Origin of the sequence: Pseudomonas kielensis (assembly GCF_030505375.1) — a bacterium.
Classification (GTDB): domain Bacteria; phylum Pseudomonadota; class Gammaproteobacteria; order Pseudomonadales; family Pseudomonadaceae; genus Aquipseudomonas; species Aquipseudomonas kielensis.
Genome location: NZ_CP130043.1, coordinates 1,965,110 through 1,991,032, shown reverse-complemented (window position 1 = coordinate 1,991,032; position 25,923 = coordinate 1,965,110). Strand labels below are relative to the sequence as shown.

General features: G+C 62.4%; 12 protein-coding genes and 1 tRNA gene. 9 read left to right on the top strand and 4 right to left on the bottom strand.

Annotated features, from left to right (window positions below):
* Positions 1–256: 256 nt before the first annotated feature.
* Positions 257–1,420, bottom strand: a complete 1,164-nt coding sequence (gene wecB / locus Q1W70_RS09270; RefSeq protein WP_302098789.1) for a non-hydrolyzing UDP-N-acetylglucosamine 2-epimerase — start codon at positions 1,418–1,420, stop codon at positions 257–259.
* 931 nt (positions 1,421–2,351) lie between these two features.
* Between wecB and Q1W70_RS09265 the strand changes: the two genes are divergently transcribed.
* The 5 genes from Q1W70_RS09265 to Q1W70_RS09245 all read left to right on the top strand — a co-directional run bounded on the left by Q1W70_RS09265 (position 2,352) and on the right by Q1W70_RS09245 (position 15,981).
* Positions 2,352–9,941 (top strand): BapA/Bap/LapF family large adhesin, encoded by a 7,590-nt coding sequence (locus tag Q1W70_RS09265; RefSeq protein WP_302098788.1) that lies wholly within the window; start codon positions 2,352–2,354, stop codon positions 9,939–9,941.
* 245 nt (positions 9,942–10,186) lie between these two features.
* Complete coding sequence (locus Q1W70_RS09260) at positions 10,187–11,605, top strand: TolC family outer membrane protein (RefSeq protein WP_166590321.1); 1,419 nt, start codon at positions 10,187–10,189, stop codon at positions 11,603–11,605.
* A complete protein-coding gene (locus Q1W70_RS09255) occupies positions 11,602–13,785 on the top strand; it encodes a type I secretion system permease/ATPase (RefSeq protein ID WP_166590236.1) in 2,184 nt (727 codons plus the stop codon). The genes Q1W70_RS09260 and Q1W70_RS09255 overlap by 4 nt, the downstream gene beginning before the upstream one ends.
* A 43-nt stretch (positions 13,786–13,828) precedes the next feature.
* Positions 13,829–15,079: an HlyD family type I secretion periplasmic adaptor subunit gene (locus Q1W70_RS09250; RefSeq protein WP_371927833.1), complete on the top strand. Its 1,251-nt coding sequence runs from the start codon at positions 13,829–13,831 to the stop codon at positions 15,077–15,079.
* 11 nt (positions 15,080–15,090) lie between these two features.
* Positions 15,091–15,981: an alpha/beta hydrolase family protein gene (locus tag Q1W70_RS09245; protein WP_166590323.1), complete on the top strand. Its 891-nt coding sequence runs from the start codon at positions 15,091–15,093 to the stop codon at positions 15,979–15,981.
* Between the two features lie 43 nt (positions 15,982–16,024).
* Here the strand turns inward: Q1W70_RS09245 and Q1W70_RS09240 are convergent, their stop codons facing one another.
* Together Q1W70_RS09240 and Q1W70_RS09235 are read right to left on the bottom strand one after the other, a co-directional pair.
* Complete coding sequence (locus Q1W70_RS09240) at positions 16,025–19,195, bottom strand: UDP-N-acetylmuramoyl-tripeptide--D-alanyl-D-alanine ligase (protein ID WP_302098787.1); 3,171 nt, start codon at positions 19,193–19,195, stop codon at positions 16,025–16,027.
* A gap of 170 nt (positions 19,196–19,365) precedes the next feature.
* Positions 19,366–19,566: a hypothetical protein gene (locus Q1W70_RS09235; protein WP_166590238.1), complete on the bottom strand. Its 201-nt coding sequence runs from the start codon at positions 19,564–19,566 to the stop codon at positions 19,366–19,368.
* 756 nt (positions 19,567–20,322) lie between these two features.
* Here Q1W70_RS09235 and Q1W70_RS09230 point away from each other — a divergent pair.
* The gene (locus Q1W70_RS09230; RefSeq protein ID WP_166590239.1) at positions 20,323–21,177 is read left to right on the top strand and encodes a MinD/ParA family ATP-binding protein; all 855 of its coding nucleotides are present in this window, start codon (positions 20,323–20,325) and stop codon (positions 21,175–21,177) included.
* A 44-nt stretch (positions 21,178–21,221) separates the two neighbouring features.
* Here the strand turns inward: Q1W70_RS09230 and Q1W70_RS09225 are convergent.
* Positions 21,222–21,298: transfer RNA gene (locus Q1W70_RS09225), tRNA-Arg, on the bottom strand.
* A gap of 350 nt (positions 21,299–21,648) precedes the next feature.
* Between Q1W70_RS09225 and gabD the strand changes: the two genes are divergently transcribed.
* From gabD to Q1W70_RS09210, 3 genes are all read left to right on the top strand, one after another.
* Positions 21,649–23,091, top strand: coding sequence for an NADP-dependent succinate-semialdehyde dehydrogenase (gabD, locus tag Q1W70_RS09220; protein WP_095170691.1), 1,443 nt, complete (start codon positions 21,649–21,651; stop codon positions 23,089–23,091).
* Positions 23,092–23,273: 182 nt separating this feature from the next.
* Complete coding sequence (gabT, locus tag Q1W70_RS09215; protein WP_166590250.1) at positions 23,274–24,551, top strand: 4-aminobutyrate--2-oxoglutarate transaminase; 1,278 nt, start codon at positions 23,274–23,276, stop codon at positions 24,549–24,551.
* A gap of 137 nt (positions 24,552–24,688) precedes the next feature.
* Positions 24,689–25,903 carry a response regulator gene (locus Q1W70_RS09210; protein ID WP_166590251.1) on the top strand — a complete coding sequence of 405 codons (1,215 nt, stop codon included), beginning with the start codon at positions 24,689–24,691 and terminating at the stop codon, positions 25,901–25,903.
* Positions 25,904–25,923 lie beyond the last annotated feature (20 nt).

The following is a 25,923-nucleotide window of genomic DNA, read 5'->3' as shown; positions in this document are numbered from 1 at the left end:
ACGAACTCAGTGACGGTGCTCAGCTTGGACACAAGCTGGATACAGACCTGACAAACGGGCCGGCATGAGCTCGAACAATGACTGACAGTGGAGGAGGGGCAAATAGCCATCAGCTTTCCCTGTGGCAACTTTGGATCCATCCCCGCATTGGCACCCACACTTTGGAGTGCCTCAGCGTCATGTGTCAATATTTTGGTGTAATTTTTATCTTTTTGCGCGCCTTGGCTTTGGCGCGCCGTAATTTTGACTATTCAGTTTAGCCGATGGACGGGCGGATTGCCGGGATGGGTGGATCAAACTCGGTAAATTGGCGGCCAGTGAGGGCCGAAATGATCCGCGTCGTGGCGTGTCCATCCCCGTATGGATTGACGCTGTGGGCCACCCGCTGATAGTGCTCGGCGTCGTCGAGGAAGGTTTGCACGGCGTTGACGATGCGCTCCTTGCGGGTCCCAACCAGCGTCACCGTTCCAGCACTTACCGCTTCCGGGCGCTCAGTGGTGTCGCGCATGACCAGCACCGGTTTACCCAGGTGCGGGGCCTCCTCCTGAACACCGCCGGAATCGGTGAGGATCAGGTAGGCGCGCCGCATGAACCAGACGAAATCCAGGTAATCGAGCGGCTCGATGAGGTGGATGTTGGGCAGGCCAGAAAGGGTCGCCATCACGACGTCGCGCACCTGTGGATTCAAGTGCACCGGGTAGACGATCTGCACATCTTCACGCTTGGCCAGCTCCGCCAGGGCCGAGCAGATCTGGATGAAACCATCGCCGAAATTCTCGCGGCGGTGACCGGTCACCAACACCAGGCGTTGTGCCGGGTCGACCCAGGCATAACGCGCGGCCAGGTTGGCCTCCATGTCCGGGTTGTGGTCGAGCTTGCGCAGCGTCAGCTCCAGGGCATCGATCACCGTGTTGCCGGTGACGTAGATACGGCCCTCGAGGTTTTCCTTGAGCAGGTTGTTGCGCGAGGTCACGGTGGGCGCGAACAGCCATTTGCCCATGACGTCGACCACGCGGCGGTTCATTTCCTCGGGAAACGGCTGGGTCAGGTCGCCGGTGCGCAAGCCTGCCTCGACATGCCCGATCGGGATGCGCCGGTGGAACGCGGCCAGGCTGCAAGCGGTTGCCGTGGAGGTATCGCCGTGCACCAGCACACAGTCGGGCTTGACCTCTTCGAGCAGGGTATCGACCCGCGTCATCAAGCGCGCAAACAGGCCATTGAGGGTTTGCCCCGGGAGCATCACGTCCAGGTCGTGGTGGACCTTGATGTCGAACAACTGCAGTACTTGGTCGAGCATGTGCCGGTGTTGGCCGGTGGTGCAGACAATGCTCTCGATGCCTTTGGTACCGGCCAGGCCATGGACCAAAGGGGCCATTTTGATGCCTTCGGGGCGGGTGCCGAACAACGACAGAACTCTCATGGTTTCTCTATCTCCATACAGGGAATGGCCCCCGACATGTCGCCCCTTGGGGCACTCCATGGCCAGGGTCGAAGCAAACGACGCCTGTTGCTGCGCTTGACGGCTACTTCCATTGAGCTGCGCAGCCCTTCTAGTGTTGGTGGTCGCCGAACGGTTTTTGTTCCGTGTGCCGCTTGAAAGGTTTTTTTGGCGGGCGCGGTGAGTCGGCTCGAGGTCTGATCGGCCAGCACGGTCGAGTGTATGTCCGGTGTTGTCCGGGAATCTCTCGGCAAATATATTTCCAAATGTAACAAGCCTAAATGCTTAATGCTTTGTACATGCTTTTGCTCTTCAAAGGTGTTGAAAACCGCCTTCAGTATTCTTTTATGATAATGAAATTATCATCCGATACGTTCTGTTTTCAATTCATCTAACATCCGCGCCCAATCTTCTTTGCCGTTGTTTTAATGTGGGTATTGACGGCGTTAACTTTTTTCTTTGACGCCAACTTTTTGCTGGTTAGTATCCTTGTAAGCGAACCGTTTTCAGTGTGTTGGGAAGTTCTATCACGACGGTTTTTGCTTACTTCTTGCAGCTTTTCACAGGCGTGCTCGATACGTTTGACGAAAGGATGTGAACCCCGATGACGGGCATACGACAGGGAGCGTCTACGGTGATCAAAGCCCTCCGCAAGCGCTGGTTCCTCCGCTTGACGTCCTTGCAGCATGGCGCTGCAACTCCTCTGTGCAAGTCCAACTTCCCACGTGTGGGCCAGGTTAAACACCTTGCACCCAGTGAGCGCTCCGGCGTGGGTTGACTACTACTTCTGGATTAAAACTTTTACATAACTTTCGCTTATTCGAATGCTCAGCCTCTGTTTAAGAAGCTGTGCACGCGTTCGAGTCGATTTTGTTATGGGATTCGACTAGCTGAAATAAAAAACAGGTGTGCGATGAAGAATATTGTAATTGTCGATAAGGCGACGGGGGCGGCGACCGAACAAGCGTTCGGTAATGTCGCCCTGAACGGAACCAGTATTGTAAAAGTGCCCATTAGCCCGAGCAGCGTCCAGTCGATGCAGCAATCGGGCAAGAATCTGGTCATCACCCTGAAGTCCGGTGGCACGGTCACGGTCCAGAACTTCTTTGTGGTCGGCAGCGATGGCGAACCCAACCAACTGGTACTGGAAGACAACGACGGGACCCTGTTCCTGGGGAGTTACTCCTCGCCGTATTCCGGTTTTACCTTTGGCGAAATCGGCACCCTGGAAGACCTGATGGCCGCCACGGCGGCGGGCAGCACCACACCAGACTGGCTGGCGTGGGGGCTGAGCCTGCTGGGAGTCGGCGGTGCTGCAGCAATATTCTTTGGTGGACATGGGGGCAGCGGTGGCGGCGGCAGTGACGTCGACTCGACGCCTCCAGACGCCCCTACCGACCTGGCTTTTGATCCCACGGGTACGCTACTCAGTGGTCGTGGGGAGCCGGGTTCGACGGTGACGGTCAAGGACGCCAATGGTCGCGTCATCGGCACGGGCACCGTAGGCGCTGATGGCAACTTCCAGGTCAACCTGGACACCCCGCAAACCAACGGCGAAACAGTCGAGGTCAGCCTCACTGACGCGTCGGGCAATGTCTCCGCTCCCGGCACCATCACCGCTGGCGACACCACGGCTCCCGCCGCACCGAGCGATCTGGCCGTCAGTGCCGATGGCAGCACCATCAGCGGCAAGGGTGAGCCCAACACCACGGTCACCATCAAGGATGCCAATGGCAATGTGATTGGTACCGGCACGGTCGGCGCCGATGGCACCTTCGTCGTCACCTTGAACCCAGCACAAACCAACGGCGAAACCCTGACGGCCACCTTGACCGACGCGGCGGGCAACGTCTCGGCACCGGCCAGCGTCGACGCCAGCGATACCACCGCGCCGGCGGCCGCGACCGATCTTGCCGTCAGCACCGACGGCAGCACTGTCAGCGGCAAAGGCGAACCCAACACCACCGTCACCATCAAGGATGCCGACGGTAACGTGATCGGTACCGGTACAGTCGGCGCCGATGGCACCTTCGTGGTCACGCTCGACACCCCGAAAACCCACGGTGAAACCCTCACCGCGACGCTGACCGATGCCGCCGGCAATGTGTCCGCGCCAGCGGACGTCAATGCCCCCGGCATCGTCGTCGAAGAGCGGGACATCACCCCGCCCGATGCTCCGACTGACCTGGCGGTCAGTGCCGATGGCACCACCGTCACCGGTAAAGGTGAACCTAGAACCACCGTCACCCTCAAGGATGCTGACGGCAACATCATTGGTACCGGCACGGTCGGCGCCGATGGCACCTTCGAAGTTGTGCTGACCACGCCGCAAACCAACGGCGAAACCCTGACCGCAACACTCACCGACAGCGCCGGCAACGTCTCTGCCCCGGCGACTGTCGACGCGCACGACTCCACCGCTCCTGCGCCCCCCACCGACCTGGTCGTCAGTGCCGATGGCACCACCGTCACCGGTAAAGGCGAGCCAGAAACCACGGTCACCCTCAAGGATGCCGACGGCAACGTCATTGGCACCGGCACGGTTGGCACCGATGGCACCTTCGAAGTCGTGCTGACCACCCCTCAAGTCAACGGCGAAACCATCACGGTAACGCTGACCGATGCTGCAGAAAACGTCTCAGGCCCGTCCCAGGTAACTGCTCCGGATATCGATGATACGGACGCTGATGCTGATGCTGATGCTGACGCCGACGCCGACGCCGACGCCGACGCCGATGCCGACGCCGACGCCGACGCCGACGCCGACGCCGACGCCGATGCCGATGCCGATGCGGATGCCGACGCCGACGCTGATGCTGACGCGGATGCGGATGCCGATGCTGACGCCGACGCTGATGCGGATGCGGATGCGGATGCGGATGCGGATGCTGACGCCGATGCCGATGCCGATGCCGATGCCGATGCCGATGCTGATGCCGATGCCGACGCTGATGCCGATGCGGATGCGGATGCGGATGCCGACGCGGACGCCGACGCCGACGCCGATGCCGATGCCGATGCCGACGCCGATGCGGATGCCGATGCTGATGCTGATGCTGATGCTGATGCTGATGCTGATGCTGATGCTGATGCGGATGCCGATGCCGATGCCGATGCGGATGCCGATGCCGATGCCGACGCTGATGCGGATGCCGATGCCGATGCCGATGCCGATGCCGACGCCGATGCGGATGCGGATGCGGATGCCGACGCTGATGCCGATGCCGATGCCGATGCCGATGCTGACGCCGATGCTGACGCCGACACCGATGCCGATGCCGACGCTGATGCCGACGCTGATGCCGATGCCGATGCCGATGCTGACGCTGACGCTGACGCTGATGCTGATGCTGATGCTGATGCCGATGCCGATGCCGATGCCGATGCCGATGCCGACGCCGACGCCGACGCTGATGCCGATGCCGATGCCGACGCCGACGCTGATGCCGATGCCGACGCTGATGCCGATGCCGACGCCGATGCCGATGCCGATGCCGACGCCGATGCCGATGCCGATGCTGATGCGGACGCTGATGCCGACGCCGACGCCGATGCGGATGCGGACGCCGATGCCGATGCTGACGCCGACGCCGACGCCGACGCCGACGCCGATGCCGACGCTGATGCTGACGCCGACGCCGACGCCGACGCCGATGCCGATGCTGACGCCGATGCGGACGCCGACGCCGATGCCGACGCGGATGCCGATGCTGACGCCGATGCCGATGCCGATGCCGACGCTGATGCTGACGCGGATGCTGATGCTGATGCTGATGCCGACGCCGACGCCGACGCCGACGCCGATGCGGACGCCGATGCCGATGCCGACGCCGACGCCGACGCGGATGCCGATGCTGACGCGGATGCGGATGCGGATGCGGATGCCGACGCCGATGCTGATGCTGATGCTGATGCTGATGCTGATGCTGATGCTGATGCTGATGCTGATGCTGATGCGGATGCGGATGCGGATGCGGACGCGGATGCCGATGCGGATGCGGATGCCGACGCGGATGCTGACGCCGATGCCGATGCCGATGCCGATGCGGACGCTGATGCCGATGCCGATGCCGATGCCGATGCTGACGCCGACGCCGATGCGGATGCGGATGCCGATGCTGACGCCGATGCCGATGCCGATGCGGATGCGGATGCCGATGCGGATGCTGACGCCGACGCCGACGCCGATGCCGATGCCGATGCTGACGCCGATGCCGATGCGGACGCCGACGCCGATGCCGACGCGGATGCCGATGCTGACGCCGATGCCGATGCCGATGCCGATGCCGACGCCGATGCGGATGCGGACGCGGATGCCGATGCCGACGCCGACGCCGATGCGGATGCTGACGCCGACGCCGACGCCGACGCTGATGCGGATGCGGATGCGGATGCTGATGCGGACGCTGATGCTGATGCTGATGCTGACGCCGACGCCGACGCCGACGCCGATGCTGACGCCGATGCCGATGCCGATGCCGATGCCGATGCCGATGCCGATGCTGATGCTGATGCGGACGCTGATGCTGATGCTGACGCCGACGCCGATGCGGATGCGGATGCTGATGCCGACGCCGATGCCGACGCGGACGCCGACGCCGACGCCGACGCTGATGCCGATGCCGACGCCGACGCCGATGCCGATGCCGATGCCGACGCCGACGCTGATGCGGATGCCGACGCCGATGCTGACGCCGATGCCGATGCCGACGCTGATGCGGACGCGGATGCCGACGCCGACGCCGACGCCGATGCCGATGCCGATGCCGATGCCGACGCCGACGCCGACGCGGATGCGGATGCGGATGCGGATGCGGATGCTGATGCCGATGCCGATGCTGACGCCGATGCCGATGCCGATGCCGATGCGGACGCTGATGCTGATGCTGATGCCGACGCCGACGCCGACGCCGACGCCGATGCGGATGCGGACGCCGATGCCGATGCCGATGCTGACGCCGACGCCGATGCCGATGCCGATGCTGATGCTGATGCTGATGCCGATGCCGATGCCGATGCCGATGCTGATGGGGATGCGGATGCGGATGCGGATGCGGATGCGGATGCGGATGCGGATGCGGATGCGGATGCGGATGCGGATGCCGATGCCGATGCTGATGCCGACGCTGATGCCGATGCCGACGCCGATGCCGATGCCGATGCTGACGCCGATGCTGACGCCGATGCCGATGCCGATGCCGATGCTGATGCTGATGCTGATGCCGACGCTGATGCTGACGCCGATGCGGACGCCGATGCGGACGCCGACGCCGATGCCGATGCCGATGCTGATGCCGATGCGGATGCGGATGCTGATGCCGATGCCGATGCCGATGCCGATGCCGATGCCGATGCCGATGCTGATGCGGACGCTGATGCTGATGCTGATGCTGATGCTGATGCCGACGCCGACGCCGACGCCGACGCCGATGCGGATGCGGACGCCGACGCTGATGCTGATGCCGATGCCGATGCCGATGCGGATGCGGATGCGGATGCCGATGCGGATGCGGATGCGGACGCCGATGCCGACGCTGATGCTGATGCTGATGCTGATGCTGATGCTGACGCGGATGCTGACGCCGACGCCGACGCCGATGCCGATGCCGATGCTGATGCTGATGCGGACGCTGATGCTGATGCTGATGCTGATGCCGACGCCGACGCCGACGCCGATGCGGATGCGGACGCCGATGCCGACGCTGATGCTGATGCCGACGCCGACGCCGACGCCGATGCCGATGCCGATGCGGATGCGGATGCGGATGCGGATGCCGATGCGGATGCGGACGCCGATGCCGACGCTGATGCTGATGCTGATGCTGATGCTGATGCTGATGCTGACGCGGATGCCGACGCGGATGCGGATGCGGATGCCGACGCTGATGCTGATGCTGATGCTGATGCTGATGCTGATGCTGATGCTGATGCTGATGCTGATGCTGATGCTGATGCTGATGCTGATGCTGATGCTGATGCTGATGCGGATGCGGATGCGGATGCGGATGCTGACGCCGATGCGGATGCTGATGCTGATGCTGATGCTGATGCCGATGCCGATGCCGATGCCGATGCCGATGCCGATGCGGACGCCGATGCCGACGCCGACGCCGACGCCGACGCCGACGCGGATGCTGATGCCGATGCGGACGCCGATGCGGATGCGGATGCCGACGCCGACGCCGACGCGGATGCCGACGCCGATGCCGACGCCGACGCCGACGCGGATGCCGATGCCGACGCGGATGCGGATGCCGATGCCGACGCCGACGCTGATGCCGATGCCGATGCCGATGCCGATGCCGATGCGGACGCGGACGCCGATGCGGACGCCGATGCCGATGCCGATGCCGACGCTGACGCGGATGCCGACGCTGATGCGGATGCTGACGCTGACGCTGACGCCGATGCTGACGCCGATGCTGACGCTGACGCCGATGCCGATGCCGATGCCGATGCGGACGCCGACCTAACCGCCTACGACGATCTGACCACGGCAAATCTGACCCTTAAACCCGTTACCACCGAGACCCAACTTCAGGATATGCAGGTCTCAAGGCTCCTGGATGTGCTGGGTATCGCGATTGGCTCGCCTCCGGCGGTGCGCAGTTTCACGGTGGCTGAGAACTCCGAAGGCACGTTGAGCCTGACGTTCAGCCAGGGTGACTTGCTCTCCCTGATCGGCGGTGGGGTTACCGCCAAGCTTGAAGTCAGTGATGGTGCTGGCGGCTGGACCACGGTGGCGCAAGGTAGCAACGGTTCCGGTCTGCTCGATCTGCTTGGGTTGATGGGGACCACTACCACGGCGAAGGTCGAAGGCCTGGCGGCGGGTGAGTACCGCGTCACGCTGACCCTGGACCCTAACCTGGTCGCAGTACTCTCCAGCGCGACAGCAGTTGTCAACGTCACGCAGGAGAGCCTGACTGAGTTTGTCGTAGAAGGGGCTGACATCACCGGCAATGTGATTACCGATGAGGGCGTGTCAGGTCTGCCGGACGCTCCTGGTACCGCCGCGGATGCGACGGTCGAGGAAGTCAACGGGATCACTGTCGATCCTGTGCTCGGCACCGAAATAATCGGCCTGTACGGTGTGCTGACGATCTTTGCCAATGGCGATTACAGCTACACGCCAAATGGCGATGCGGCGAACATCGGCAAGGTCGATACCTTCGCCTATCAACTGACGACAGCGGCGGGCGGGACGGCTTCGGCCAACCTGTACGTGCGCATCGACAGCGCCGACTCGGGGGTTACCTGGAGTGCGGTGGATCCGTCGGTACCGGGTACGGTGGCGCTGGTTGCCACCGACGACATCGGCACTGCCCAGATAGATGTCGATATCCGGGTGGTTGTTGATGACCTGGAGGCAATCCAGTACTTCGGGCCAGGGTTGCTCGGCACGGTTACCCCGCATGTCGGGGAGACCGTCACGGTCGCCAGTGGCACGACGGCAGAGCTTGTGGTCAATAGCTCTGGATCGACTGCAGTCACAACCATTGTCCTGCAGACGTTCGATGGGACTGATTGGGTGAACGTGCCGGGGCAAAGCACCACCGCGGCCTCTCATACCTTCACGCTGGGTGAAGGTCAGTACCGACTGTCGTCATCGACGGCCAAGGCGCTGGTGGGTACCGAAGTGACCGTTACGCAGACGCTGAGCACCACCTATCCGACGGAGTTCGTCACGGGTGCTGCGACCGCCGCAACGGGCAATGTCCTGCTGATCAGCGATCACTCCGTGGCAGACAGTATTCCGTCGACGTTGACGGTACTGAGTGTGTTGATCAACGGGGTCTACGTCATCCCGGGGCAAACCGGAGCAGTGGTGCAGGGGCAATACGGCACGCTGACGTTGCACGCAGACGGTGACTACAGCTACACGCCGACCCCGGGTCTGGCGCTGGCGGATGTCGGCCAAGTGGACAGCTTCAGCTACAAACTCACCACCCCAGGTGGCCAGGAGGACACCGCCACGCTGTACATACGCCTTGACTCGCCGGATCTCGATCTGGTCTGGGACGATGCCAACCCGGGCGATCCTGCCACCGAAGCCCCAGGCTTCGCCGCAGCTTCGTTCGAGCAGGAACCGTCTTCGGCCACGATCACCGAAGGTGCCGACGGTGCTGACCATATCGCGATCCATGACACCGAGTTTGCAGCGGTGGATGGCGGGGACGGCTTCGACACCCTGGTCTGGGACGGTGGCGATGCGGCGATTAACTTGAGCTTGCTGGTCGGTAAAGTCAGCGATATCGAGAGCATCGACCTGAACGACTTCAGTGCGGTCGACCTGACCGTGAGCCTGGAAGACCTGGTGGCTGTGACATCACCCGAGACGGATAGATTGTTTATCCAGGGCGACGAGCAGGACAGTGTCCACCTGACGGGCAACTGGTCGGTGGGGAGTACGCAACTGGAGAACGGGCAGGAGTACGTGGTGTACACCAGCCAGGAAGATGAGACCCATCAACTCTGGGTGCAAAGCGGGGTCAACGTGGTTTAACCACGTTGCTGGCGGGGAGCGTCGGGCCGCAGCGCCCGGCGTTCTCCTTTGATCCTCCATCCATTAATCGTAACGATCCAGGCGGCGCAGTCTTGCGCCGCCCTGGCGTTACACCACGAATTCGAGTGAGCCGTGCAGGTCGCTGAAATTGAGTCGGCAGCAGGGCAAATATGCGTCTATCTTTTTCATCACAAGCTGATGTGGAGCATTACTTGAGACCTAAGGATCGGTTCGAGTTCCTGTTTGTGGCGTTGTTGGCCGTCGCCGTACAGCCATTGACGATAGAGCGGGCCGTAGCGCTGACACGCGACTACGAACCCGAAAGTATTAACACCATCAGCCCCAACGATGTGGGCAAGAATTTACCGGGTGATTCGTTCGGTGCCAGCCAGCCGGCGGCCCCCAGTCGCGCAGTCCCCGACAACCTCGACATGCCGCGCGCCATTCAACTGGCTGTCGCCTGGCATCCCGCGATCGCCGAGTCGATCGGCCAGCTGTACCAGCAACACGACAATGTCACCGTGGCCCGTGCCGGTTATTACCCGCAGATTCGTGGCGGGTTCAACTCCGGGTACGACAGCGGCCTGACCGGTAACGGCCAAAGCCAGGCCTTCACCCTGTCGGCTAAGCAGATGCTGTATGACTTCGGCAAAGTGGACAGTGCGGTGGACAGTGCCGTGGCCCGGGTCAATGGCAAGCAGGCTTCGGTGTTGCTGGCCATCGACCAGGTGGCGCGCGATACCGCCTTTGCGGTGATCGAACTGCAACGCTATCAGGCGTTGCTCAACATCTCCCGCGCGCAGGTCAAGGGCTTGACGGCCATTGCCGACCTGGCGCAAAAGCGCAGCGACATGGGCGCCAGCACCCGTTCCGACCTGATCCAGGCGCGCTCGCGGGTCGAGGCTGCCGTTGCCACGCAGTTGCAATACACCGCGCTGTACAACCGCTGGCGCAGCAGCCTGGGCAGTCTGCTCGGCGCGCGCACGCCGGTCAGTGTCGCCCCCGAGGTGCCGAGCACGCTGCGCCAGTCCTGCCAAGGCATCAATGCCGATGAAGTGTTGACGCCTTCGTTGTTGATCGCCCAGGCGCAGCAGGTCGACGCCCAGGCGCAGATCGCCCAGGCCCGGGCCGAAGCGATGCCAACGGTGTCGCTGGATCCGTCGGCCACCCAGTACCTGGACAGCAATGACGAGGATGGCAGCGTGGGCGGGCGCGACCGCACGCGCTACGGGATCTTCCTCAACGTCGAGATGCCGCTGTACCAGGGCGGCGCGATCAATGCCCGCAAATCGGCAGCGGCCCAGGCGTTACGGGCGGCCGAGGCGGCCAACGACGCCGCGCGCCTGGCGGTACGTCAGGGCTTGCTCGAGGCGAGGGACCAGACCTCCAGCCTCGAACAGCGCCTGACCACCCTGGATTTTCGTGAACGCAGCATTTCTGAAACCCGCGATTTGTATCGCCAGCAATACCTTGAGTTGGGCACGCGGCCACTGCTCGATCTGTTGAACGCCGAGCAGGAAATCCACCAGGCTGCCATGGACCGGGCCAACACCGCCGCGGATCTGCACCGTCTGGAAATCGACTGCCTGTACAACAGCAGCGCCTTGCGCACGGCGTTCAATCTGGACAGTGGCACCATCCAAGGTGTGGAGATTCGACCATGAACGACGCCGTGAACCTGGATCCCCAGGGCGCCACCGAACCCCAGACCCTGGAGGCGGCCAGTGCACTCGATTACGAAGGCTGGCTGGAAGCGATCCTCACCGTCGCCCGACACCATCGCCTGGATTGCTCGGCGCAGAATGTGCGCATTGCCGCCCAGTGGAGCAAGGGCACCGGGGTCGACGAGGTACTGCGGCAAATGGCCCGCCAGGCCGGGCTGAGCCTGAAAGTCGTCGATTTCAGCCCCGCGCTGTTGGTGCAGCGGCGCCTGCCCCTGGTGCTGCAGTTCGACGATGGGCAAATCGGTGTGCTGCAGACCCTCAGCGACGATGATGAGCTGGGCATTGTCTACAGCGGCGACCAAGGCCTGCAAAGCCGCATCAGCCGTGCCGAGCTGCTGCTGTCGGCGCGCAAGGCGCTGATTCTGCGCCCCGTGCAGGCGGCGCGGGACTCGCGGGTCGACGACTACATCAAGCCCTACGAGAAAAGCTGGTTCAGGAACATCGTCCTGCGCGACCTGCGCCCTTACGGCCATGTCATGTTGGCGTCGCTGGCGGCCAACATCCTCGGCCTGGCCGGGGTGCTGTTTTCCATGCAGGTGTACGACCGGGTGATTCCGGCCGAGTCGATGCCGACCCTGTACGTGTTGTTCGGCGGGGTGATGCTGGCGCTGTTTTTCGATTTTGTCCTGCGGGTGATGCGCGTGCGGATCACCGATCTGCTCGGCAAGCGCGCCGACATGCGGGTCTCGGACCTGGTCTTCGGCCATGCCATTCGTCTGCGCAACAGCGCCCGGCCGAAATCCACCGGCTCGTTCATTTCCCAGTTGCGCGAACTGGAACAGCTGCGTGAGCTGATCACCTCAAGCACCGCCAGTGCCTTGGCCGACCTGCCGTTTTTCCTGATGTTCGTGGTGATCTACTGGTTTATCGCCGGGCCACTGGTGGCCGTGCCGCTGGGCGCGGTGCTGTTCCTGATCATCCCGGGGCTGTTGTCGCAACGAAAACTGGCCAGGCTGGCCAACCAGTCGATGCGCGAAAGTTCGCTGCGTAGCGCCATGCTGGTGGAGACCGTGCAGGGCCTGGACGACATCAAGATGCTGCAGGCCGAACAGCGTTTCCAGCAGCAATGGAACCACTACAACGCGACCGCCGCCGAGGCCAGTCTGCGTTCGCGCACGCTGACCAGCGGGTTGGTGACCTGGACCCAGAGCGTGCAGGGCGGCGTCTTTGCGGTGGTGGTGGTGTTCGGTGCGCCAATGGTGATGGCGGGCGACATGACCACCGGCAGCCTGGTGGCCGCGTCGATCCTGGCTTCACGCATGATGGCGCCGATGTCGCAGATCACGCTGGTGCTGACCCGCTGGCAACAGGCCAAAGTGGCCTTGCAGGGCTTGCACCGGATCATGCAGATGCCGGTCGACCAGGCCGAAGGCAGCAAGCGTGTGCACTTGCCGCTGGTGCGCGGCGACTATGAGTTCAAGCAGGCGCAGTTCAAGTACGCCGAAGATGCGCCGATGCCGGCCCTCACGGTCAAGGACTTGAAGATTGCCCCGGGTGAGCGCATCGCGGTGCTGGGGCGCAACGGCGCGGGCAAGTCGACGCTGCTGCAGGCCATGGCCGGGATGATCGACCTCAGTTCGGGTTCCCTGACCCTGGACGGTGTCGGCCTGAGCCATATCGATCCGGCCGATGTGCGCCGCGATGTTGGCCTGCTGACCCAGAACTCCCGGCTGTTCCACGGCACCCTGCGGGAAAACCTGATGCTGGGGGCGGCACACGCCAGCGACCAGGACCTGCTCGAAGCGCTGGCGCTGACTGGTGCGCTGGAGTTCATCAGTAAGTTCGCACTGGGCATGGACCACATGATTCTGGAGGGTGGCCTCGGTCTGTCCGGTGGCCAGCGCCAGGCGCTGCTGCTGTCGCGGTTGATCATTCGCCAGCCGCAGATTGTGCTGCTGGACGAGCCGACTGCGGCCCTCGACGACGCCAGCGAACGCAAGCTGATCCAGAGCCTGGGCCAGTGGGGCGCGCAGCGCACGCTGATCATCGCCACGCACCGCATGAGTGTGTTGAGCCTGGTGGATCGGATCATCGTCGTCGACAACGGCGCGGTGGTCATCGATGACACCAAGGACAACGCCATTGCCCGTCTTTCCAAACCTCGGAACCCGGCGCAGTGAGCCGGCTGTTCCCAGCCACTGACTGCGCAAAAGGATAGCTCAGATGGAAAACAACAATCGTTCCCCAGGGTCGAACCCGGACCCGACACGGGTGCCACTGGCAGGCTCCAGCCATACCCAGGGTGACCACTCGAACGCCGACGACAGCCTGGATGACGTCACGGTCGTGCGCTCGACGCGGGTCGTCTGGTGTGTGGCGCTGATGCTGCTGGCGTTCGGGGTGTGGGCCTACCTGTTTGAAATCGATGAAGTGTCGACCGGCACCGGCAAGGTGATCCCGACCTCCCGTGAGCAGGTCATTCAGTCGCTGGAGGGCGGCATCGTCGCCGAGCTCAATGTGGCTGAGGGGGATATCGTCAAGCAGGGGGAAATCCTCGCCAAGCTGGACCCGACCAAGACCGAGTCCAACTTCGGCGAGAGCGCCGCCAAGTACCGCGCCTCCCTGGCCAGCGTGGCGCGGTTGCAGGCGGAAGTGAACGGCACCGCGCTGGCCTTTCCGCCCGAGCTCAAGGCCTACCCGGCGCTGATGAGCGCCGAAACCGACTTGTACCAGACCCGGCGCAAGGGGCTGGAAGAGTCGCAGGCGGGGGTGCGGGCCTCCCTGGGGCTGGTGCGCAGTGAGCTGGAGATCACCGAGAACCTGGCCCGGGTCGGCGCCGCGAGTAACGTCGAGGTCCTGCGCCTGAAGCGCCAGAAGTCCGAGTTGGAGCTGAAGCTCACCCAGTCGCGCTCCGAATACATGGTGCGGGCCGGCGAAGAGCTGGCCAAGGCCAACTCCGATGTGCAGACCCTGTCCTCGGTGCTCAAGGGCCGTTCCGACTCGGTCACGCGCCTGACGTTGCGCTCGCCGGTGCGGGGGATCGTCAAGGACATCGAGGTCACCACCATCGGCGGGATCATTCCACCCAATGGCCGCTTGATGCAGATCGTGCCGATGGACGACCAGCTGTTGATCGAGGCGCGCATTTCCCCGCGGGACATCGCCTTTATCCATCCCGACCAGGACGCCAAGGTCAAGATCACGGCCTATGACTACTCCATCTACGGCAGCATGGATGGCAAGGTGGTGACCATTTCCCCGGACACCATTCAGGATGAAGTCAAACCCGAGGTCTTCTACTACCGCGTGTTCATTCGCACCAATGACAATGAGCTGCACAACAAGGCCGGCAAGGCGTTTTCCATTGTGCCGGGGATGATCGCGGCGGCGGATATCAAGACCGGCCAGAAGACCGTGCTCGATTACCTGATCAAGCCGATGAACCGGGCGCGCGAAGCCTTGCGCGAGCGCTAGGCATGCGCTCGGTGAGCGTCGCCAGGTGGCTGGCGTGCGCGGCTCTGGCGGTCAGTGCGCCCTTGTGGGCCCGGGGCTCGGAGGACCTGCCACTGCCGTGGAATACCCCGGCAGACCCGGCTGCCTGCACCGATCAGGACTCGGCCCTGTGGGTCGAGTACGCCAACGGCCAGGCCTGCATCCGCTACTTCAGTGCCGTGCCGCTTGCGCACGCGCCAGTGGTGATCGTGATGTTTCATGGTGACCGCAATATCGAAATGCACCGCGCGCCTGCAGCCATCGCCGGCAATACCCTGCGCGCCAAGGATCGGCAGGCGGCGGCCCTGAGTCGGCGGGCCGGGGTGCCGGTGGTGATCGTTGCGCGCCCGGGGACCTACGGTTCCAGCGGCAACCACGGCCAGCGGCGTCAGCCCGCCGAGTTCCAGGCGCTGGACGCGGCGCTCGACCAGTTGCGCCAGCGCTACGGCATCGGCCGCTTTGTGCTGCTCGGGCACAGCGGCGGGGCGACGGTGGTGGCGGCCCTGCTCACGCTGGGGCGCAACGATGTGCAGTGCGCGGTCATGACCTCGGGGGCCTTTGCCTTGCTCGAACGGGCCCAGATGATTCGTCGCAGCAAAGGCCTGCCGTCCCGCGAGGGGCGCGACACCAATGGCCTGCTGCACCCGTATGATCCGCTGGAGCATGTCGCCGGTATTGCCCAGGTGGCCGATCGGCGGTTGTTTGTGGTGGGCAATCGCGACGACCAGGTCGCCCCCTTTGTGTTGCAGGCGCAGTTCTACCAGGCGCTGCGTGATGCCGGGTTGCAGGCGCAACTGATCGAAGCGCCGGCGATCGCACCGGCGTTTCATCAGTTGCGCAACGATATCGGGCTGAAGACGGCGGCGCAGTGCGCGCAACCTTGAAGGGACGACTCGCTGGGGTCAGCGAGTCGTAGTCCGGATGGCGTCAGAGCGCCGCGACGGCGGGCTCGCTAGCCATCAGTGAGTCGACCACCTGGGACAATCCGGTGCCCCCCGAACTTTTCACCAGTACCCAATCACCGGGGCGGAACCAGCGTGCGGCGTGTTGGGGCAGTTGCTGCTGCAGGGCCTTGACGTCTTCGAACCACTCGATGGGCAACTGATCGCGCAGTTGCACATACAAGCCGTGCATCAGCGGTCCGCAGAGCAGGGTCTGGCGTGGGGCCGCGGCCAGCAGGGATTCGGCCAGTTCCAGGTGATAACGTTGGGTGTCGGGGCCCAGTTCGAGCATATCCCCCAGTACGGCGACGCGCTGATCGGCCCGGCCGGGCAGTTCGGCGAGCATTTTCAGCGACGCCCCCATCGAGCCCGGGTTGGCGTTGTAGGCGTCGTTGATCAGTTGGTAGTCACCGTCGCCGCAAGGGATGGTCAGTGTATTGCCGCGGCCATCCACTGCGGCGAATGTCTCCAGCGCGGCCAGGGCTTGGGCCGTGGGCAAGCCGGCACACACCAGCGAAGCCAGCACCGACAGGGCGTTGAGCACCATGTGGTGGCCGCGGGCGCGCAACTTGAAGTGCACGGGCGTGCCGCGCAGGCTGGCATTGACCTGCAGGTACGAAGGGGTCGTGCAGCAGTCCAGCAGCCGCAGATCGGCGTGCTCGTGCTCGCCGTAGCTGAGCACCGTCAATTGCGCGCGCCGGGCGGCATTGGCGAACACCTGGAAGTACGGCATGTCATGGTTCAGCACCGCATGCCCGCCGGGTGCCATGGAGCGGAAGATCGCGCTTTTCTTGCGCGCGAGGTTCTCCAGGGTGCCGTGGTACTCCAGGTGTGCCGGGGCCAGGCTGGTGACGACCGCGACGTGGGGGCGCACCAGCTCGGAGTTGATGGGCATCCGGCCGACGGCCATTTCCAGGACCCAGAAGCGTGCCGGATCGGTCATGCAGGCCAGGTTCCAGGCTATCCCGTGGGGCAGGTTGGCGTTGCCCTCGGTCTGCGCCACGCTGCCCAGTTGCGCCAGGGCATGGGTGAGCATGGCGCAAACCGTGGTCTTGCCGGCGCTGCCGGTGACTCCGAACACCTGGCCGCCAAAGGCTTGCCGGGCGTAACGGCCCATTTGCAGCATGGCATCTGCGGTGTCCGGCACTTGCAGCACCGGCAGGCCACTGCCCAGGTAAGGCGTGGGGTCGACGCAGACCAGGGCCGAGGGGCGTAGCTGCGGATCGGCCTTGGCCCACAGGCGTGCAAGCCGGGCCTCGTTGGCGCCAACCTTGCTTGGGTGGCGGCTCAACATGCGTTGCGCCTTGAAGTAGGCCATGGACGGCGCCAGCCCGCTGGCTGTCCAATCCGCCTCGGGCGCGACCGCCCAGGTGCCGCCGGTAGCCTGCAGCACTTTGGCCGCATCCCACTGCCAGCCGGCGCCATCCTGCTGCACGTCTGGCTGAGCGGCGCGGACCTGCGGTGCGCCGTCGAGCAGGTAGCGGTGATAGGCAATCAGTCCCGAGAGATAGTGTTCGACATCGTCGATGCGCACGCGAAAGGCGTGATGGCGGATGAAAAACGAGCCGACGATGCGCGCCGGATGCCCAAAGAACATGGCCATTTCCGGCCAGAAGTAGCCGTTGAGCAAGTGTCCGGCGCGGTGGTGCAAGGCACGATAGAACGCCTGCAGGTCGACCTCGTTGAGCAGGTGGCGCAGCGCCGGCATTTGCTCGATGCGCTGCAGCATCTGCTGAGCGGCCATCATCAACTCCAGCAGGGTGGGGAAGGTGGTGATGCGCTGCTGCACAAATCCCAGGTAGTCGATGAAGTTGTTCAGGCCGAAACGGAAATATTTTTCTTCGGGCCGATAGCGGCTTAGCTCATTGACGCAGTAGCTCAGCCAGTGGTCGTGCTCGCGCCAGTGTTCCTTGGCGATGAAATAGTCGAAGGCTTTCTCGACCACGTGCAGCCAGCGTTCTTCGCCACTCAAGCCATAGAGACGCATCAGGCCGAAGGCGGCTTCGCCGTCGTAGTAAATAATCCGGAACGGCGCTTTGACGCACAGATCGTGGGCGTGCAGGACGTGGTTGAAGCCGCCGGTCTGCGGATCCTGCATCCAGGCGATGCCGTTGGCCAGCGCCGCCAGCAGCGGCAGATAGTCGCGATTGCCAGTGACTTCGCTGTATTTCACCAAGGCCAACAGGCAGACCGCGTTACCGCCCAGTTTGATTTCGTCGCCGACGTCCACCAGGAATGCGGCAGCGCTGCCGTCGGGCAAGGTGTAGGGCCTGATCAGCGTAAGGGTGAGGTGGTCGAGGGCGCGTTTTATCGATGCCAGGAGGGCGTCGTCCCTGGTCAGCGCCCAGGCTTCGACCATCGAATAGGTCGTGCTGGCGTGGCGCAGGGCGTTGTAGTTCTCGATGGTGCGGTTAAAACAGGGGAACTGGCCGTAGACAAATTCCCCGCTGGCCTTGACCTGGCGGGCGAGAAAGTCCGAGGCGCTGACGACTTTGTCGCGTATCTCGCCCGCGTCCAGCGCCGAGGTCTTGCGTCGCCCGACATCCGGCCCGCTGCTGGTGAGGGCGTGGGCGACGCCGTCTTCGGCACAAAAAACGCCCTGGGTCTGGAACAGGTACACCGGGGTCTGGGGGTCGGATTGGGCCTGCTGGACGGCCTCCAGTGCTGCTGAATCGGCAAAGCGTTTCTTCACGTACACCGAAAAATTGCCCAGGTTGAAACGGGCCAGCGGCACGGTGGAGCCGCCATACAGGATCGCGTTGGCGTTGATTTCCTGTTCGGTCAGGGCGGTCTTCAGTTGCGGATCGAAGGCGATGCCGTAGCGAAAGTAATTGCGTTTGTGGCGCTGCAGGCGCTCCTGCAATTGGGCCCACGACAGCGTCGTCACCTGGGTCGCGCGCTCGACCCTGAGCCAGAGCCGCTCGGGCGGTTGAGCCTGCTGGGGCGCGGCCGATAGTGGCGGGAAGTTCAGCAGTGCGTGATTCCACGCCGCCTCGAAGGTGTCGGCGCTGCTGTGGAACACCCGCGCCCGTTGTGTGCCGTTGCTGAGGGAGAAAAACAAGGTGCACGGTGCCGGCGTGTCCGTGCTGGCAATGGGCTCTGCTGTCTGATCTTTAAAAAAGTTGTAACAGGCGATTAATTGCTGTTTCAAAGACATAAGAAAATCCATTGTCAACGTCAGATGAACACAGAATTCCGGGGATGAGCGTTGTTGTGTCCGGTCACCGAACACTACGCAATTCATCCAGTTTTCCCGCGCCCGGCAGGGGCGGTGTAATAAGGGAGTGCTGGCGTGAACTGCGTCACACTTACACTGGTACTTTCGTTCTAATTGAGCGGGAAAGTGTCGTCGCGGGTTATTTCTTCCGGTGAAAAGCTGATCGGTTGATCGAACTCGCTCAGGTGGTTCTTGATTAATTTTCTGAGAATCTGCGACACGGTTAGATCGACAGTCTCAGAGAGGTCCTCTAATTTCTTTTTAGTCGGAAGATCGATCAATATAGTTAGGCGCGCGGTTTTCTTGTGCATATGCGATCCTTCTCTTCCGCCGCTGTTACTTCTGCAGCGAACGGTTCTCCAATATCCCGATAAAATATAAGGCTTTAGAGGGTGGCTCCAAAGCTCACTAGGGACTCTAATTCAACTGATGAACTTTTTCTACTTTAGCGGCAAAAAAATATCACGGTCTCTCATGCTCGCCTTTCTGGCTCTGGAGAAGGCTTCCTAGGCGGACGTTATAATACAGCGCACATCTTATTAACATTGTATTAGTCGGATAGTTAGGTGTTCGGGTGGTCATCCTTTCGGATGAAATCAGCATAGGCTAATGCTTTAGTGATAATTATAATTTGGCCTAAGTAATCAACTTTTCATGTGCCGGTAGCCTGTAGGATTGGTGGCACGGCGGAGCATTGTTTGTTTTCTACTTGGCGTGGGTCTGATCCGCTGTTTTTTGTCGGTGGTTGACTGGGCTTTGTGGACTAACAGGCGGCGAGTGGGCCTGTAACGCTGTACTTAGGTCTAACTCATTGGCAAAGTAAGCGAGTGATCTACCCAGTCAGGTTGTGTCGCCTCATGGCATTAACTTCACTGTGAAAGTTTCGCCGTTTTTTCGTTGGTTTCTCGCGGCGTACTTCGGCAGTTCATTAGATGGTCGCCAACATACAGAGACTAAGCATTCATAACCTTCGGCGTAGGGCCGCGTTGGCCAGGTTGTTGGCCTGCGCGTGTCAGGCACTGTTTTTTGACGGGCGGGTGCATGCGGCGTGTGCAAGAGAAAAATAGATGAATAGTGTGCATCGTGTGCGCGTTATTGCCGTGAGTGGCGGCAAGGGTGGCGTCGGCAAGACCACGGTGGCGGTCAATCTGTCCCTGGCCTTGGCGAGGGCTGGTCGGCGGGTGGTATTGCTGGATGCCGACCTCGGCCTGGCCAGCATTGATGCCTTGCTGGGGCTGACCCCCAAGTACCGCCTGGCGGATGTCATTGCCGGGCGTTGCGAACTGGCGGATGCGTTGGTGCGTGGACCTGGAGGCATTCGTGTCGCCGCGGCAAGTTCCGGTTCGCCGGACATGGCCCACCTGCAACCGGCGCAATTTCATGCGCTGATCCATGCCTTCAGCAGTATTGGTGATGAGCTGGATGTTCTGGTCATCGATACGGCGGCTGGTATCGGTGAGACGGTGATGAGTTTTCTGCGTGCCGCCCAGGAAGTGATCGTGGTGGCGTGTGATGAGCCGGCAGCGTTTCGTGGTACCTGCAACCTGATCCAATTGCTTCATCAGCAATACGGCATTCACCGCTTTCGGGTACTGGCCAACAAGGCAGCGAGTGCGCGGGAGGGGCGCAAGCTGTTTGCCGAGCTGGAGAAGGTCACCGATCGGCTTCTCGACGTGCACTTACATTACTTGGGCGCGGTGCCGAACGACGAGTCAGTGCCCAGGGCCTTACGCAAGCGGCAGGTGGTGGTCGAGGCGTATCCGCGTTCCAGGTTCGCCAACGCCTTTCGCGACATGGCGCAAAAAATCGACGCCTGGCCACTGCCGGCTCACCCTGGCGGGCACGTGGAGTTCTTCATTGAGCAACTGGTGCAAAATTCCAGACATGGGGCGCCGAGCCCTGGCGACGAAGTGGATGCGTGAAACGACGAAAGGCCCGGGTTTTCACCCGGGCCTTTCGTTTTATATGGTGCACCAGGCGGGATTCGAACCCACGACCCCTGCCTTCGGAGGGCAGTACTCTATCCAGCTGAGCTACTGGTGCAATGCGGGCGCCATAATACTCATAAGCACAGCGTGCGTCCATGCTGCTGAATAGCCTGGTGTTTTCAGCCGGTTAAGAGGGTGTTCGCGACGTTGATCAGAAAACCTCAGGTTAAACGGGGTTTTCGTTCTTTTTTTCGAACAACCTATTGTCCTTTACCCCCTTTGATCCTAGGATTCGTTTGAGATTTCAAACGCTCTTGTCTGGGTGCTGAACCGCACGAGCTTCAATCAGTGCGTTATTTATGTGCTTCAGCCCGGTGAATGATTTCCCTGACGGCAGCCTCCAAGGCGCCTTTCTACAATCATAATTCGCTCCGCGCGCGCGCGGTGCTGTTAAGGAAAGCCGACATGCAGCTTAAAGACACCCTGTTGTTCCGCCAGCAAGCCTTCATTGATGGCGCTTGGGTTGATGCGGACAATGGTCAGACGATCAACGTCAACAACCCGGCAACGGGCGAAATTCTGGGCACCGTGCCGAAAATGGGTGCTGCCGAAACTCGTCGTGCGATCGAAGCTGCAGACAAAGCGCTGCCGGCCTGGCGTGCACTGACCGCCAAGGACCGCGCGAACAAGCTGCGTCGCTGGTTTGAACTGATTATCGAAAACCAGGACGACCTGGCCCGCCTGATGACCCTCGAGCAGGGCAAGCCGTTGGCCGAAGCCAAGGGCGAAATCGTCTACGCCGCCTCTTTCATCGAATGGTTCGCCGAAGAAGCCAAGCGCATCTACGGTGACGTGATTCCAGGCCACCAGCCCGACAAGCGCTTGATCGTGATCAAGCAGCCCATCGGCGTGACCGCTGCCATTACCCCGTGGAACTTCCCGGCCGCGATGATCACCCGTAAAGCCGGCCCGGCATTGGCTGCCGGTTGCACCATGGTGCTCAAGCCGGCTTCGCAAACCCCGTTCTCGGCATTCGCCCTGGCCGAACTGGCCCAGCGTGCCGGCATTCCGGCCGGTGTGTTCAGCGTGGTGTCCGGCAGCGCCGGCGACATCGGCAGCGAACTGACCAGCAACCCGATCGTGCGCAAGCTGTCCTTCACCGGCTCGACCGAAATCGGTCGCCAGCTGATGGCTGAGTGCGCCAAGGACATCAAGAAAGTGTCCCTGGAGCTGGGCGGCAACGCACCGTTCATCGTGTTCGATGACGCGGACCTGGATAAGGCCGTTGAAGGCGCGATCATTTCCAAATACCGCAACAACGGCCAGACCTGCGTCTGCGCCAACCGCCTGTACATTCAGGATTCGGTCTACGACGCGTTCGCCGAGAAGCTGAAAGTGGCCGTGGCCAAGCTCAAGATCGGCAACGGTCTGGAAGAAGGCACCACCACTGGCCCGCTGATCGATGGCAAGGCCGTGGCCAAGGTCCAGGAGCACATTGCTGACGCGATCGCCAAAGGCGCCACTGTCCTGGCCGGTGGCAAGGTCATGGAAGGCAACTTCTTCGAGCCGACCATCCTGACCAACGTGCCGAAGAACGCTGCCGTGGCCAAGGAAGAAACCTTCGGTCCATTGGCGCCACTGTTCCGCTTCAAAGACGAAGCCGAAGTGATCGCCATGTCCAACGACACCGAGTTCGGCCTGGCCTCGTACTTCTATGCTCGCGACCTGGGTCGTGTATTCCGTGTGGCTGAAGCCCTGGAGTACGGTATGGTCGGCGTCAACACCGGGCTGATCTCCAACGAAGTCGCGCCATTCGGCGGCATCAAGGCCTCGGGCCTGGGCCGTGAAGGCTCCAAGTACGGCATCGAAGACTACCTGGAAATCAAATACCTCTGCCTGGGCATCTAAGCCCGGCAAGGCATTGCTTCAAACGCAAAGGGCACGAGAGCGCTGTCCCTTTGCGTGCTTCACACGCAATTTTCTCTGTGGCCGGGAAAGCTGCGGCAGTCGATCATCGCATGCTGCCCAGTTGCCTCCCCGCCGCATTTTCCTTGAACCACGCCGCCCGATGAGCGGTGAATGAGGACACCATGAGCAAGACTAACGCATCCCTGATGAAACGCCGCGAAGCCGCTGTACCGCGCGGTGTTGGCCAGATTCACCCGATCTTCGCCGACCACGCGAAGAACGCCACCGTGACCGACGTTGAAGGTCGCGAGTTCATCGACTTCGCCGGTGGTATCGCCGTGCTGAACACCGGTCACGTGCACCCGAAAATCATCGCGGCAGTGACCGAGCAACTGAACAAGCTGACTCACACCTGCTTCCAGGTACTGGCCTACGAACCGTACGTTGAAGTGTGTGAAAAAGTGAACGCCAAGGTTCCAGGCGATTTCGCCAAGAAAACCCTGCTGGTCACCACCGGTTCCGAAGCGGTGGAAAACGCCGTGAAAATCGCCCGTGCCGCCACTGGCCGTGCTGGCGTGATCGCCTTCACCGGCGCGTACCACGGTCGCACCATGATGACCCTGGGCCTGACCGGCAAGGTCGTGCCTTACTCGGCCGGCATGGGCCTGATGCCAGGCGGTGTGTTCCGCGCCTTGTACCCGAACGAACTGCACGGTGTGAGCATCGACGACTCGATCGCCAGCATCGAGCGCATCTTCAAGAACGACGCCGAGCCGCGTGACATCGCTGCCATCATCATCGAGCCGGTGCAGGGCGAAGGCGGTTTCTACGTCGCGCCTAAAGCGTTCATGGCCCGCCTGCGCGAGCTGTGCGACAAGCACGGCATCCTGCTGATCGCTGACGAAGTACAAACTGGCGCTGGCCGTACCGGCACCTTCTTCGCCATGGAACAGATGGGCGTTGCTGCCGACCTGACCACCTTCGCCAAATCCATTGCTGGCGGCTTCCCGCTGGCCGGTGTGTGCGGCAAGGCTGAATACATGGATGCCATCGCGCCAGGTGGCCTGGGCGGCACCTACGCCGGTAGCCCGATCGCTTGCGCCGCGGCCCTGGCCGTGATGGAAGTGTTCGAAGAAGAGCACCTGCTGGACCGCTGCAAGGCAGTGGGCGAGCGTCTGGTGACTGGCCTGAAGGCTATCCAGGCCAAGTACCCGGTGATCGGTGAAGTGCGTGCCTTGGGCGCGATGATCGCGGTCGAGCTGTTCGACGACGGCGACGTCCACAAGCCTAACGCCGCTGCCGTTGCTGCTGTCGTGGCCAAGGCGCGCGAGAAGGGGCTGATCCTGCTGTCCTGCGGCACCTACGGCAACGTGCTGCGCGTGCTGGTTCCGCTGACTGCGCCGGACGAGCAACTGGACAAAGGCCTGGCGATCATTGAAGAATGCTTCTCTGAGCTCTGATCACCGAGTGTGAATTGGTCCACAAAAAAACCCGCCTAGGCGGGTTTTTTTTGTCGTTGCCAACACATCGCTGGCTTTTGGCCTGTATCGAATCAGCTGCATTGTCTATGGTGCAAGGATTGTCCCGGAGTGTCCTGATGAGCACTGTTGATTTACCTGCCGTGCCGCGCGTGCTGATTGCCGAAGCCGATCCCTGGTCGCGGGACCTGCTCAAGCAGGTGTTGTTGAACGTGCGCTGCGACGCACGGCTGGACCTGTGTGCCGATGGTCAGGAGGCCCTGCAGCTGCTGGCCGAGCAGTCCTACGACCTGGTGATTGCCGATGGTGAGCTGCCCGGTGTCGATGGCCTGGGCTTGCTGCGCAGTGTGCGCCAGCGCCGCCGTCATCCGCCGTTGCCGTTTATCCTGATGAGTCACCGCAATGACAGTGCCAGCGTGCGAGAGGCGGTCCAGCTGGCGCCCACGGCGTACCTGACCAAGCCATTGAACATGCAGGGCCTGACGCTGCGCCTGCAGGGCCTGTTGCTGAGCGCCGGGCAGACGGTTTCCTGCGAGGTGCCGACGCTGGCCCCAGGCATGACCCTGGCGACCTTTCTTGAGCGGCGACGCGAGCTGGCAGACGGCGCCCCTCTGCTGACCGATGTGCAGCTGGCGGTCAAGCGCAGCCTGAACCCCAATGGCCTCGACTTGAGGCTGCTGGAAGAGGAAGTGCGCACGGACCCGCAAATCACCGCCGTGCTGATCGCTGCGGCCAACAGCGCGGCACAGCACCTGGGGGAGGGGGTGCAGACCCTGTCCCAGGCCCTGCATCGACTTGGCACCGGGCAAAGCATGAACCTGGTGCTGGGCCTGGCTCTCAAGCGCAGTGCGAAGTTGAGCGACCCGTGCCTGGCCGACTACGCCGAGCGCTACTGGGAGCTGTCGTTGCACACCGCTGAATACGGCCGCACGCTCGCACGGTTACTCGACCTGGATCAGGAGCGTTGCTACTGCGCCGGCATGCTCCATTGCCTGGGCGACCTGGCGTTGCTGCGCTGTTTGCAGGAGTGGAAGCAGGCCGGCGGCGAGTTGGATGACGAGCAGGAGGTGGGTGAAGCGCTGGTGACGTTTGCAGCGGCCTACGGTTCGGCACTGCGCACCCGCTGGCGGCTGCCGCTGGAGTTGCGAGAGCTGATTGCCGCGGTGTATCGGCTCGGTGGTGGGGTTTATTCCAGGGAAGCCCTGGTGATGAACATGGCCGCCCAGTTGGCGCGCCTGACGGAGCATGAGGGCGTTGAGGAGCTGGCGAAGAGCCGAACGGCACGTTTGCTCAAGATCGGTTTGCCGGAGCTGATGCGCCTGCGCAAGACCTGATCGGGCGCAGACCCTGTGGG

Coding starts and splice junctions, on each gene's coding strand:
- wecB (WP_302098789.1), bottom strand. CDS start 1,420: ATGAGAGTTCTGTCGTTGTTCGGCACCCGCCCCGAAGGCATCAAAATG.
- Q1W70_RS09240 (WP_302098787.1), bottom strand. CDS start 19,195: ATGTCTTTGAAACAGCAATTAATCGCCTGTTACAACTTTTTTAAAGAT.
- Q1W70_RS09210 (WP_166590251.1), top strand. CDS start 24,689: ATGAGCACTGTTGATTTACCTGCCGTGCCGCGCGTGCTGATTGCCGAA.
- Q1W70_RS09230 (WP_166590239.1), top strand. CDS start 20,323: ATGAATAGTGTGCATCGTGTGCGCGTTATTGCCGTGAGTGGCGGCAAG.
- Q1W70_RS09255 (WP_166590236.1), top strand. CDS start 11,602: ATGAACGACGCCGTGAACCTGGATCCCCAGGGCGCCACCGAACCCCAG.
- Q1W70_RS09235 (WP_166590238.1), bottom strand. CDS start 19,566: ATGCACAAGAAAACCGCGCGCCTAACTATATTGATCGATCTTCCGACT.
- gabD (WP_095170691.1), top strand. CDS start 21,649: ATGCAGCTTAAAGACACCCTGTTGTTCCGCCAGCAAGCCTTCATTGAT.
- Q1W70_RS09265 (WP_302098788.1), top strand. CDS start 2,352: ATGAAGAATATTGTAATTGTCGATAAGGCGACGGGGGCGGCGACCGAA.
- Q1W70_RS09250 (WP_371927833.1), top strand. CDS start 13,829: ATGGAAAACAACAATCGTTCCCCAGGGTCGAACCCGGACCCGACACGG.
- gabT (WP_166590250.1), top strand. CDS start 23,274: ATGAGCAAGACTAACGCATCCCTGATGAAACGCCGCGAAGCCGCTGTA.